Here is a 12,576-nt window from a genome sequence, read left to right as displayed (position 1 = left end):
GTCCAGTTAGCGTGAGGAGGGAGTGAAAACCGGGCCGTTCGGCTTGATGCGGATGCCCGGCCGCAGGCGTGTCCATGGCAGCGTGGCTGTGTCGGCCGGCATCGCGCCGGGGGCAGCGCAGATCATCAGCTTTTCCGCGATCGGCTCGAAATCCGCACGGAAGTGCACCGAGCTCTTGTTGACCAAAATCTTCTCTTCGGTCGGCTCGATGCCGACATAGCGGTACATGGCCTGATCGGCGAGCTGCGCCTTGTGCGAGGAGACGACGATTCGGACGTCGCCGATGCGAAGGCAGGCGGACGGGCCCATCTCCATCTCGCGGCCGCCATAGTAGGGCCCGGGCGCGATGAAGCGGCCGTCGGAGAGCTTTTCAACGACGAAGGTCTCACGATAGGGCTCGTCGCCGGGAATGCCGGACTTGCCGCCGAGCGACAGCGTCACGGTGGCGCCGACGCCGGCTGCATGCGCGGCCTTGGCCGATTCCGGATCGTAGATCGCACCGGTCGCGGCGCTGGCCTTGTTGCGGACCAGCGCTCGTAGCATTCCGGTGGTGTCGGAATCGCCGCCGGCGCCGGGATTGTCCTGGGTGTCGGCGATGATGATCGGCTTGCTCGCGCCCTTCGAGAGTTCCATCGCGTGGCGCACGCCGTCATCGGGTGACCAGATCTTGCCGTCGAAATCGTCCTCGTGGCTTTCGATCAGCTTCACGATCGCATCCGCCGCGCGATCGGCATCGGCTTGCGTCTTGCCATAGGCGAACACGCTCGGCCCGCAATCGCGGAAATCGGCGGCGGGGAAGCCGGGTGCGAAGGACAATGTCGGAACCGCATCGCTCTCCAGCGCGGCAAGCTTTTCGTAGATGCCCTTGGTGGGCTGGTCGTTGGTGCACTGCCAGCTGATCGGGATCAGGAACGGCAATTGCCGGAAGGCTTTTGCGAAACGCTGCTTTGTCTTCAGCAGCAATGCGAGATGTTGCGCGCAGGCGCGGCCGGTCTCGGCCATGTCGACATGGGGATAGGTGCGGTAGGCGATCAGCGCGTCCGCATGCTCCATCATCTCGGGGGTGACGTTGGCGTGGAGATCCAGGCTAGTGACCAGCGGAATGTCCTTGCCGATGACGCGGCGCACGCGCGCCAGGATCTCGCCTTCGCCGTCGTCGAGATGTTCCGTGACCATCGCGCCGTGCAGATCGAGATAGACGGCGTCGATCGGGCCGGCGGCTGCGATTCCGTCGAGCATCGCTTTGACGATGCGCTCGAAGGCGTCCCTGGTGACGTGCGCCGAGGGGCTCGCGCCGCAGGCAATTGTCGGAACGAGTTCCCAGCCGTTGGCCTCGGCGCTGTCGACGAAACCGGCTAGGCCGACATTGATTCGGCGCATCACCTTCAGCACGTCGGGACCTTGCGTCATTGCCGGCCAGCCGCCGCCGTGCTGGAAATCCGCGAAAGTCGCCTTCGTCGGAGCGAAGGTGTTGGTCTCGTGCAGGAAGCCGCCGACGGCGATGCGTGTCATCAACTCAAGTCCAGCAATTGAAAGTGCGCGACGTTAGCCCTGTGCTTGCGGCGAGAGCAAGCCGGGAAGCAATCGCGCCATGCATGGCGTCAAGCCGTTTTGGGAATGCTTGTCGCAACCGCCGTCATTGCGAGCGCAGCGAAGCAATCCAGACTGTCCCCGCGGAGGGATTCTGGATTGCTTCGCTTCGCTCGCAATGACGAGGAGAGTGACTAGGCGCTAGCCGCCACGCCCTCGGTCACCGGCCGGAAGTTCGCAAAATCCCAGCCGCGGCCTGGCGCTGCCTCGAGCAAGGCTCTGGTGTAGGCTTCCTTCGGATGCGTCAGCACTTCGGCGGCCGGGCCCTGCTCGACGACGCGGCCGTGCTGCATCACCACGACCTCGTCGCAGATCTGCGCTGCGACGCGCAGATCGTGAGTGATGAACAGGATGGCGATGCCGAGCCGCGTCTGGATCTCGTCGAACAGGTCCAGCACCTGGGCCTGCACGGACACGTCGAGGGCGGAGACCGCCTCGTCCGCGACCAGCACGTCGGGATCGAGCGCGAGCGCGCGGGCGATCGCAATGCGCTGACGCTGGCCGCCGGAGAACTGGTGCGGATAGCGCGCGACCGCATCGGCGGGCAGGCCGACCAGCTCGAGCAATTCGCGCGCACGCTTCATTGCGTCGGCATGCGACACGCCGTAATTGATCGGGCCTTCCGCGATGCTTTCGCCGACAGTGACGCGCGGGTTGAGCGAGCGGTAGGGGTCCTGGAATACGATCTGGATCTTCTTCCGATGCGGCTGCAACAGCCGCCGCGAGATGTCCGAGATCTCGCGGCCGGAGAGGCGCACGCCGCCGGAGGTCGGGTCGATCAGGCGGACGATGCAGCGCGCCACGGTCGATTTGCCCGAGCCGCTCTCGCCGACGATGCCGAGCGTGCGGCCCTTGCGCAGCGTCAGCGTGACCTTGTCGGCGGCGACGACTTCGCGGCCTTTACCGAAGAACGCGCGCTCGCGATAGACCTTGCCGAGTTCGTTGGCCTCCAGCACCACCGGTTCCCTGGTCTCAGGCCGCGCCGCGCGCGGCACCAGGCTCGGCACCGCGGAGAGCAGGTTGCGGGTGTATTCCATGGTCGGATTGCGCAGGATGGAATCCAGCGTTCCGGTCTCCACCAGTCGGCCCTGCCGCATCACCGCGACGCGGTCCGCGATTTCGGCGACCACGCCCATGTCATGGGTAATGAACAGCACGGCGGTTCCGTGATCGCGCTGGAGGTCGCGGATCAGGGTCAAAATCTGCTTCTGCGTTGTGACGTCGAGCGCGGTGGTCGGTTCGTCCGCGATGAGCAGCTTCGGTTCGAGCACGAGTGCCATCGCGATCATGATGCGCTGGCGCTGACCGCCGGAGAGTCGGTGAGGGTAGGAGGAAAAGATACGCTCGACCTGGGGCAGGCGCACCTGCTCCATCATGTCGAGGATACGCTTCTTGCGCGCCTTCGCATCGAGTTTGGTGTGCGCGCGCAGGACTTCGTCGATCTGGCGGCCAACCGGCATCACCGGATTGAGTGCCGTCATCGGCTCCTGGAAGATCATCGCCATCCGGGTCGCGCGGAGCTGCCGCAGGCGGCGGTCGGTCGCGGTGAGAATCTCCTCGCCGACCAGCTTGACGCTGCCGCCGGTCGGAATCAGCGTGCCCTTCGGCAGCAGACCCATCGTGGTCAGCGAGGTCACCGACTTGCCCGAGCCGCTTTCGCCGACGAGGCACAGCGTCTCGCGCTCGTGCACCTGGATCGAGATGCCGTCGATGATGTTTGCGGCATTCGGCTTCTTGCCGACGGAGACGACGAGGTTGTTGATGTCGAGGATCGGGCTGGTCATCACTTGATCGGTCATCATTTGCCTTCCCGCTGCTTCATGCGCGGATCGAGTGCGTCGCGGGCGGCATCGCCGATCAAATTAATGCTGAGGATCGCGATCGAGAGCAGCAGGCCCGGCCAGAAGATCAGCGTCGGCTTGAGCTGGAAGTACTGACGACCCTCGGCCATGATGTTGCCCCAGGTCGGCGTTTCCGGCGAGATGCCGGCGCCGAGGAAGGAGAGGATGGCCTCGGTGAGGATCGCGGACGCGCAGACATAACTACCCTGCACGATCAGAGGCGCGATCGTGTTCGGCATCAAATGCCGCCACATGATCTTTGGCAGGGATGAGCCGACCGAGATCGCTGCTTCAACATAGGGCTCTTCGCGCGCCGACAGCACGACCGAGCGCACCAGGCGTGCCACGCGCGGAACTTCAGGGATCGTGATTGCGATCAGCACGGTCCAGAGGCTGGCGCCGGACAGCGACACGACGGCGATTGCCAGCAGGATGCTCGGCATTGCCATCAGGCCGTCCATGATCCGCATCATGACGGAATCGACCAGCTTGAAGAAACCGGAGACCAGGCCGATCGCCAACCCAATGACGATCGACATGATCGCCGAGCCGATGCCGATCAGAAGCGAGATGCGTCCGCCATACATGACGCGCGACAGCAGGTCGCGGCCATAGGCGTCGGTGCCGAGCAGGAATTGCGCCGAAGAGGGCTTCAGCCGCTGCGAGGGCGCAAGCTGGATCGGATCATACGGCGCGATCAAGGGCGCCAGGATCGAGATCAGCACAACCAACGCCAGGCAGATGGTCGCCGCCGCGATGATCGGCGTCGAGGTCAGGAATCCGAAGCGCGGCCGCAGCGGCGACGTGATCGGGATGGACGACTGGGGAAGGGTATCGACCGACATTTTTCGTTGTTATCCTTAGCCCTAGTACCGGATCCGGGGATCGAGCAGCGTGTAGGCGACGTCGATCAGAAGATTGACGACGACATAGATCAAGGACGTCAGCAAAATCATCGCCTGGATCACCGGATAGTCGCGCGCCAGCACCGCATCCACCGTGAGGCGGCCGATGCCGGGGATGTTGAACACGCTCTCGGTGACGACGACCCCGGAGATCAAAAGCGCAAAGCCGGTACCGATCACCGTGATCACGGGCACGGCGGCGTTGCGCAGCGCATGGCGCATCATCACGGCGACTTCGTTGATGCCTTTTGCGCGCGCGGTGCGGACGTAGTCCTCGCCGAGCACGTCGAGCATCGCCGCGCGCGTCATGCGCGCGATCAAAGCGATGTAGATAAAGGACAGCGCACAGGTTGGCAGGATGATGCGCTCGAAGAACGGCCCAAACCCGTTCGAGATGCTGCGGAAGCCCTGGACCGGCACCCAGCGCAGGTCGATCGCGAAGACCTCGATCAGGATGTAGCCGACCACGAACACCGGCACCGAGAAGCCGAGCACGGACAGGCCCATCACGAAGCGGTCGATCCAGGTGCCGTGCTTCCAGGCAGCGATTACACCGAGGGGAACGGCGACGATGACCGCGAGGATGATGGTCGACAACGCGATCGAGATCGACGGCTCGACCCGCTGGCCGATCATCTTCATCACCGGAAGGTTGGAGATGAGCGACGTTCCGAGATCGCCATGCAGCAGCTTGTTCAGCCAGGTGATGAACTGCACGATCAGCGGCTCGTTGAGACCGAGCGAGGTGCGGATGCGCTCGAGCCGCTCCGGCGTGGCGTTGTCGCCGGCAAGAATCGCGGCGGGATCGCCGGGGGTGAGGCGGAGCAGGAGGAAGACGAACAGCGCCACCACGCCCATCACGGGCACGGCGGCGAGAATTCGGCGAAGGAGATATCCGAGCAAGTTGGATCCCGTCAGATTAGAGTCAAATCAGAGGCAGCGGCTGAAGGCTGCGTTCTGCCACCAGCCTAACATTTCAGCAATTCCCATGCCATCCGGGCCACGGTTTTTGCAGTGCGGTCACCTTGTTTTGGTGATCTCACCCCCTTTTGGTGCCGTGGCTCGCGCCATCACTCCAGAGTCGCGAGCAGCCCCGCCATCAGCCGGCCGCGTTCGACCAGACTTTCGACCTCGATATACTCTTCGAGCGTGTGGCCGTTGCCGCCACGCACGCCCAGGCCGTCGAGAGTCGGGATGCCCATTGCGCCGGTGAAATTGCCGTCGGAGCCGCCGCCGGCGCTCGCATGCGGCAGTTCTGCGCCGAGCGATTTGGCGATCCCGCGCGCCTTTTCGTAAAGCGCCATGGTGCCGGCATCGGGCTCCCAGACCGGGCGTGTCACGCCGCGCGTCACCTTGAAGGTGACATCATTGGTTGTACCGGAGAGCGCCAGCATCCTCTCGACGCCGCGATCGAGGTCGGCCTGGCGCTTGGCCATCGAAAGCGCTTCGCCGGTGGCGGTCGTGGCAACGCAATTGACCCATTGCCCCCCGTGCACCACGCCGACCGAAAACGTACAGTCTTCGCCCGTCATCGTGTCGATGGCGAGGATTTGCCGCGCCATCTCGCGGATAGCAGAGCGGCCCGCCGACAAGGTGGCGCCGGCGTGGCTGGGGCGCCCGGTCGCCTCGAGATTGAACCGCGCGATGGCGTAACGTCCGGTGGTGACGCCGTTGTCAGCGCGGCCGGGCTCGGGGACCAGCACGTATTTGTTGCGCGCGGCTTCCGCCTCGATGATATCGCGCGTGGAGGGTGTGCCGACTTCCTCGTCGGGCGTGAACAGCACGGTGATCGGCAGCGGCGTCGTGAACGAGGCGCGGGCCAGTTGGCGGATCGCGTCCAGCGAAAGATAATTGCCTCCCTTCATGTCATAGATGCCGGGTCCGTAGCACTTGCTGCCCTCGCGCCGCCATTTCAGCTTCTCGATGGTGCCCGTGGGGTGGACGGTATCCATGTGTCCGGCAATCAGGATGCCCGGCTCGCCCTGCTTCGGATGCGGAAAGCGGGCGCGGATCACGCCGCCAAAACCCTGGCGACCGGCGATGCGCTCGATCGTCGCACCCATGATTGCCATCTCCCGCGCTGCGATATCGAGCATGCGGTTCACGGCGCTCGCGTCCCAGGTCGGGCTTTCGCATTCCACCCAGCCGCGCAGACCCTGGAGCATCGCTTCGGAATCGAAGGGAAGATTGGCTGGATTCATCTCAATGTCTCTCCAATGTCTCTTGGGCTTCGGAACATGGAACGCGCATTGCATTGGCGCGGGGCAGGGCAGGCGGAGAGCGTTGTAGAGCCAAACCGATCCGTGTGGAGCCCGTGCGCGCGCTGCTTGGGCTTGCAGCGAAACCGGATTGACGCGCTCGGCACTGTCTGCAAGTCTCGAAAAGATAAAGGCATTGCATGAGGTTAGTTCGCCTAAAGAACGAACCGGATGCTCAATCAATAACCTGCCTTTGAACAGTTTCACGTCAGGAGAACTTTTTATGTTTAAGTTGATGCGCCGGGGGCCTCGCGCGTTCGCCTCCAAACTTGCGCTGTCGGTCGTCGCGCTTTCGACCGCACTGGCCTCGCCGGTGCTTGCGGCCGGCAAGACCATCACGGCGGTGATGCATTCGGATCTGCGCATCATCGATCCGATCTTCACCACGGCCTACATCACGCGTGACCATGGCTACATGATCTACGACACGCTCGTGGCGCCCGATTCGAACTTCAAGATCCAGCCGCAGATGGCGGACTGGAAGATCTCCGACGACAAGCTCACCTATACGTTCACGCTGCGCGACGGCCTAAAGTGGCATGACGGTGCGCCGGTGACGGCGGAGGACTGCGTTGCCTCGCTCAAGCGCTGGGGCGCAGTCGACGGCATGGGCCAGAAACTTTTCGACTTCACCGCGAGCATCGAGGCGACCGATGCCAAGACCATCACGCTGAAGCTGAAGGAGCCCTACGGCCTCGTGCTCGACTCGATCGGCAAGCCGTCCTCCCGCGTTGCCTTCATGATGCCGAAGCGCCTCGCCGAGACGCCGCCGGACAAGCAGATCCCCGAGCAGATCGGCTCGGGTCCTTTCAAGTTCGTGCAGTCGGAATTCCAGCCGGGCGTGAAGGCGGTCTACGTCAAGAACACCGACTACGTGCCGCGCAAGGAGCCGTCGAGCTGGACCTCCGGCGGCAAGGTGGTGAAGGTCGACCGCGTCGAGTGGATCACCATGCCGGACTCGCAGACCGCGGTGAACGCGTTGCAGTCGGGCGACATCGACTTTGTGGAAAATCTGCCTTACGACATGCTCCCGTTGCTGGAAGCGAACAAGGAGATCACGATCGAGGTCTCGAACAAGTTCGGTTTCCAGACGCTCGGCCGGATGAACTTCCTTTATCCGCCGTTCGATAATGTCAAAGTGCGCCGTGCTGCCTTTCTGGCGATAAACCAGAAGGACGTTCTCGACGCGCTCGTCGGCAACGCCAAATATCAGAAGGTCTGTGGCGCCTTCTTCGTGTGCGATACGCCGTTCGCGACCGAGGCCGGTGCCGAGACCCTCGTGAAGGGCAACGGCATGGCCGAAGCCAAGAAGGCGCTCGCCGAATCCGGCTATGACGGCACCCCGATCGTGATCATGGCCCCCGGCGATGTCACGACGCTGAAGGCACAGCCGATCGTTGCGGCTCAGCTGCTGCGCGAGGCTGGCTTCAAGGTCGACCTGCAAGCGACCGATTGGCAGACGGTGGTGAGCCGCCGCGCCAGCCAGAAGCCTCCGAAGGAGGGCGGCTGGAACATGTTCTTCACCAACTGGGTCGCGGCCGACGTCTCCAACCCGATCGCCAATCTCTCGATCGGCGGTCAGGGCAAGAAGGGCTGGTTTGGCTGGGCCGAGAACGCCAAGATCGAAAAGCTCAAGGACGACTTCGTTCGCGCCGCCTCGCTCGACGATCAGAAGAAGATCGCCGCTGACATCCAGAAGGAAGCCTATGAGCAGGTGATCTACATCCCGCTGGGGCAGTATCTCCTGCCGAGCGGCTGGCGCAAATCGCTGACCGGCGTGCTCGACGGTCCCGCGACCCCGCTGTTCTGGAACGTCGACAAGTCGGAGTAGGGCGAAGGCTCTTCCTTTCGTCCGGATCATCCTGCGGCGCCGCTGTCATCAGCGGCGCCGTTGTCGTTTGTCGATCTTGGTCTGTTGTCGACCTTGCGCCGGCTGAGAAGGCGGAGAATTCAAGCTTTTCCAGTTTCCAATCATTGCTATTTGTTTCCGTCCTGAACTAGATGTGCCGTCCTTGCGCATCACCTTCCTTCCTCCATTTGATTCCAGTGCCGATCGATTTTGCATTCCAGGCGATGGCCGAACGGTCCGATCGCACGCCGGCACGATGGCGCCGGCCATTCCTGCGTTGGCTCGATGGCGTCGAGACGGGCTGGGCGGTGCCGCTTCTCATCGCGGGCTTCGTCGCGATCTGGACACTTTATCTAGCGGTCGCCTATGCCGGCGGCGGTCTGCACCCCGATACGCTGGAGGCCTGGACGCTGGGGCGGCATTTCGCGTGGGGCTATCCCAAGCATCCGCCCTTGACCGGCTGGGTTGCCGCGAGCTGGAGCGCCATTTTTCCGCTCACTGACTGGTCGCTGCAATTGATGGCGATGGCCAATGCCGGGCTTGCGCTGGTCTTCGTCGACCGGATCGCGCGGCAATTCGTGACGGGGCACAAGCGCGTCCTTGTGCTGTTGCTCCTGATGCTGACGCCGGCCTATCAGTTCCATGCCCAGCGCTTCAATGCCAATGCGGTGCTGCTGGCCGTCTGGCCGCTGGCGACTTCGTGCTTCGTCCGCGCATTCGAGACCCGCGCGGCGTCGTGGGCGATCGCCGTGGGATTCACGACGGCGCTGGCCATGTCCGGCAAATATTATTCGATCTTCCTTGTCGCGAGCTTCACGTTTGCCGCGCTGGCGCATCCGGCGCGTCGCGCCTATTTCACTTCCGCCTCGCCCTGGATCTCGGTCGTCGTCGGGCTTGCGGCGCTGTCACCGCATGTTCACTGGCTCGCCACGACCGGGGCGCCGACCTTCACCTACGCGCTGAACCATGCCAACGGCACTGCGGCGAGCTCGCTCGGGGAGGCCAGGAACTTCCTTCTGGGGTTGTTGGCGGCCATCAGTGTGTCATCCGCCACCTGGATGTTGATCGCCGGCACGCGGCTGAAGCAGTTTCCGGACGATTTCGCGGCGATGAATCCGGGCCTGCGGCTCCTCTTTTACGTTGCCGTCGGCACGATTGCGCTGCCGGTTCTGATCTCGCTCGTGATCGGCACCGATCTGCCGTCGCTGTGGGCGTTGCAGGGGTTGTTCCTGTTCGCCATTCTCGTGGTCTGCGGCACAAATTACCCGATCGAGCGCTTTTACACCGTCAACCTCACCTTGGTCGTGGCCGGCGTCGCGCTCACGGCCGTCCTCGTCGCCGCGCCGATCCATGCCGTCTATCGCAACGATCACGGTTACGAAGAGGGGCGCAATTTCTACGCGCAGGCCGCCAGCGAATTGACTCGCGAGTGGCGCGAACTGACGGGCGAGCCGCTCGCCGCCGTTAGCGGCGACGATGCGCTGGCCTTCGCGATGGCCTTCTACAGCCCGGACCACCCGCACTACGCCCAGCCGTTCGGGGATCAATCTCCCGGAGGCTTGCCGCGCAAGACGACGCTGGACCGCGGCTGGGCCGCGCTCTGTTTCCGCGATCAGGATGATTGCAGCCGGTGGATGGACGGGGTGGCCGGGCGGGTCGGGCACTTCGTCAGGCGGGAATTTATCGTACAGGCGCAGCTATGGGGCCGGCCCGGTCTCACGCGGGACGTGGTTGTGCTGATGGTGCCGCCCCGTGAAGGCGGCGCGGCACCCGAGGGCGTTGCGGACGATTTCAGCGCCAACAGGCGCGCAACGGAATAGACGTGTTGCTCAACAGTGGCTGTCGCGGACCCGCTCGAGCCCTTCACTCGCGAATGGCACGGTGACGGCGGTCTTTTCAACGCTCGACGGCGTGCGTTCCGTCTTCGCCCGCTCCGTGGCGTCGTGGTCTTTACGGGGTTTCGGTTCCATTGAAGCGCCTTTTCAGATTGTTGCAGTACAACATCGAGAGCGCCGCGAAGTTCCTCACCCGATGGCGCGATGATGCGGCTTGAACAGCCGTCCTCTCTCCACCACCAGCACGATCGCGAGCGCGGCGAGTGACGACACGAAGAAGCCGACCGAGAACGGCAGCAGCGTGCCGTCGAAGCTTTGTCCGATCGCCATGCCGACGACGAGGCCGATAAGCGTGGTGATCGAGCCGTAGAGCGAGGACGCCGTGCCGGCGATGTGGCCCTGCGGCTCCATGGCGAGTGCGGTGAAGTTGGCGACCATCATGCCGAACGAGAACATCATCGGCGCCGAGAGCACCATGAACAGGGGAAGCGGCAACGCGCCGAGGCTTTCGGTCAGCAGCATCACGCCGGCCACCGCGGTGTAGAGCGTCAGCGCGCCGTGCGAGATCACGCGCATGCCGAGGGTCCCGACGAATCGCGCATTGAGAAAGCCGGCAATGGCGGTGCCGGCTGCGATCGCGGCGAAGGCGAGCGGAAAATAATGGCCGAGGTGATAGATGCCGACAAAAACCTGCTGGGCCGAAAACACGTAGGCGAACAGCGCACCCATGACGCTTCCGGCGGCGAGCGCGTAGCCGAGGGTTTGGCGATGGGTCACGGTCTGCCAGTAGGCCGTGAGCACGTCGGCCGGCGCGAGCGACCTGCGTTCGCTCTCAGGCAGGGTCTCTGGAAGCCGCAGCACGGACCACGCAAGCGCGAGCAGGCCGTAGAGCATCAGCACGACGAAGATGCCGCGCCATTGCGTCACCAGTAGCACCGCCTGTCCGAACGAGGGGGCGATCACGGGAACGGCGATGAAGATCATCATCGCAAGCGACATCACGCTCGCCATGCGGCGGCCGACGTAACAGTCGCGCACGATCGAGGTCGCGATCACGCGCGTCGCCGAGGTGCCGAAGCCCTGCAGTGCGCGCGCCAGCAGCAGCGTCTCGAACGACGGCGCGGCGATCGCCAGCACGCTCGCCACCGCATAGACCGCCATCCCGCCGAGCAGCACCGGGCGGCGGCCGAAGCGATCCGAAAGCGGACCCATGACGAACTGCCCCGCGCCAAAGCCGATCAGGAAGGTCGACAGCACCAGCTGAAGATGGTTGGCGACGGGGATATTGAAGGCCGACCCGATGTTGGGCAGCGCCGGGAGCATCATGTCCATCGCAAGCGGATTCAGCGCCATGATCGACGCGATCACGATGACGAATTCGGGGAAACCCATCGGCCGGTGTCCCGAGGACACCCAATCGTCGGCATTGACGTCGGACAAGCAGCTCACCTCTGATTTGAGGCCCCTGTCTATCTTCAATGCTGCGTTGCACAAGCGACGTTTCGGGATAGCTGGCAGGCGGTGCAGGAGCGGACAACATTGACGAGGTATCAGCGCTCGGGGCCGCGGCGATCGGCGGGATCGTCCGCGCGTCTCTCGTGGTGCGGGCAGCCGGGGTCGAACCGGCACAGCGCTTGCGCACCGAGGGATTTTAAGTCCCTTGCGTCTACCAATTCCGCCATGCCCGCTTGATCCAACGAGATCAATCACTTAAGTCCCTGGCCGGCCGTTTGGAATTGGCGTTTGCAGGCCGGAGGGGCGGTTCTTCCTTAGGCGAGCCGGCCGCACAAGGCAAAGCCTCAATCCGGACATCTGTTGTTGCTTTAGGCATTCTCAATCCACGGGGACTATTCATCCGGCATGGCTGCTTTGATCCGATATCGCCTGCGCACGTGCTGCGTGGCCGTCGCGCTGCTCGCGGCCGGCTTCGCACTGTCCGGCTGCGCAGGCATCAGCGAGACGGTCGCTCCGGCCTTTGCCGATCCCGCCAGGTACGAATTGTACGATTGCAAGCTGCTCGAAGCCGAGCGCAAGGGGCTCGCCAACCGCACCGCTGATTTGCAGAGGCTGATGGACAAGGCCCAGACCGGCGCGGGCGGCGCCGTCGTGTCGGAGCTTGCCTACCGCAATGACTACGTCGCGGTGCGCGGGCACGCGCAGATGGCCGATGACGCTTGGCGCCGCAACAAGTGCCGGGAAACGCCCCCCGAGGCGACGCCGGCCGCTGCGCTGGCGCCAGCAGCCAACCCCCCTGGTCCGATCAAGCCTGCCCCGAAATCGACAAGAGCAATGCGCTGA

The 12,576-nt window shown here is 64.0% G+C and carries 9 protein-coding genes and 1 tRNA gene; 3 read left to right on the top strand and 7 right to left on the bottom strand.

Translation table 11 applies throughout. From position 1 onward, the window contains the following. Positions 1 to 6: 6 nt before the first annotated feature. The 5 genes from ABIB90_RS14865 to ABIB90_RS14845 all read right to left on the bottom strand — a co-directional run bounded on the left by ABIB90_RS14865 (position 7) and on the right by ABIB90_RS14845 (position 6,537). Positions 7 to 1,512, bottom strand: coding sequence for a M81 family metallopeptidase (locus tag ABIB90_RS14865; protein WP_354200980.1), 1,506 nt, complete (start codon positions 1,510 to 1,512; stop codon positions 7 to 9). A 212-nt stretch (positions 1,513 to 1,724) separates the two neighbouring features. After that, positions 1,725 to 3,374: an ABC transporter ATP-binding protein gene (locus ABIB90_RS14860; RefSeq protein ID WP_354159299.1), complete on the bottom strand. Its 1,650-nt coding sequence runs from the start codon at positions 3,372 to 3,374 to the stop codon at positions 1,725 to 1,727. Positions 3,375 to 3,388: 14 nt separating this feature from the next. Then, positions 3,389 to 4,276 carry an ABC transporter permease gene (locus tag ABIB90_RS14855; protein ID WP_007602531.1) on the bottom strand — a complete coding sequence of 296 codons (888 nt, stop codon included), beginning with the start codon at positions 4,274 to 4,276 and terminating at the stop codon, positions 3,389 to 3,391. A gap of 21 nt (positions 4,277 to 4,297) precedes the next feature. After that, positions 4,298 to 5,239, bottom strand: a complete 942-nt coding sequence (locus ABIB90_RS14850; RefSeq protein WP_007602533.1) for an ABC transporter permease — start codon at positions 5,237 to 5,239, stop codon at positions 4,298 to 4,300. 167 nt (positions 5,240 to 5,406) lie between these two features. Continuing rightward, positions 5,407 to 6,537: a M20/M25/M40 family metallo-hydrolase gene (locus ABIB90_RS14845; RefSeq protein ID WP_354200979.1), complete on the bottom strand. Its 1,131-nt coding sequence runs from the start codon at positions 6,535 to 6,537 to the stop codon at positions 5,407 to 5,409. A gap of 280 nt (positions 6,538 to 6,817) precedes the next feature. Here ABIB90_RS14845 and ABIB90_RS14840 point away from each other — a divergent pair, with 280 nt between their 5' ends. Next, positions 6,818 to 8,425 (top strand): ABC transporter substrate-binding protein, encoded by a 1,608-nt coding sequence (locus tag ABIB90_RS14840; protein ID WP_219683856.1) that lies wholly within the window; start codon positions 6,818 to 6,820, stop codon positions 8,423 to 8,425. Positions 8,426 to 8,631: 206 nt separating this feature from the next. Beyond that, complete coding sequence (locus tag ABIB90_RS14835; protein WP_502918235.1) at positions 8,632 to 10,263, top strand: glycosyltransferase family 39 protein; 1,632 nt, start codon at positions 8,632 to 8,634, stop codon at positions 10,261 to 10,263. Between the two features lie 204 nt (positions 10,264 to 10,467). Here the strand turns inward: ABIB90_RS14835 and ABIB90_RS14830 are convergent, their stop codons facing one another. Together ABIB90_RS14830 and ABIB90_RS14825 are read right to left on the bottom strand one after the other, a co-directional pair. Continuing rightward, positions 10,468 to 11,718: a multidrug effflux MFS transporter gene (locus ABIB90_RS14830; RefSeq protein ID WP_354200978.1), complete on the bottom strand. Its 1,251-nt coding sequence runs from the start codon at positions 11,716 to 11,718 to the stop codon at positions 10,468 to 10,470. A gap of 159 nt (positions 11,719 to 11,877) precedes the next feature. Then, positions 11,878 to 11,966: transfer RNA gene (locus tag ABIB90_RS14825), tRNA-Leu, on the bottom strand. Positions 11,967 to 12,138: 172 nt separating this feature from the next. On the opposite strand from ABIB90_RS14825, the gene ABIB90_RS14820 reads away from it, so the two are divergent. Beyond that, positions 12,139 to 12,576, top strand: a complete 438-nt coding sequence (locus ABIB90_RS14820) for a twin-arginine translocation pathway signal (RefSeq protein ID WP_354200977.1) — start codon at positions 12,139 to 12,141, stop codon at positions 12,574 to 12,576.

The organism is Bradyrhizobium sp. JR4.1 (assembly GCF_040548605.1).
Lineage (GTDB): Bacteria > Pseudomonadota > Alphaproteobacteria > Rhizobiales > Xanthobacteraceae > Bradyrhizobium > Bradyrhizobium canariense.
This window is presented reverse-complemented; position numbering and strand designations above follow the sequence as displayed.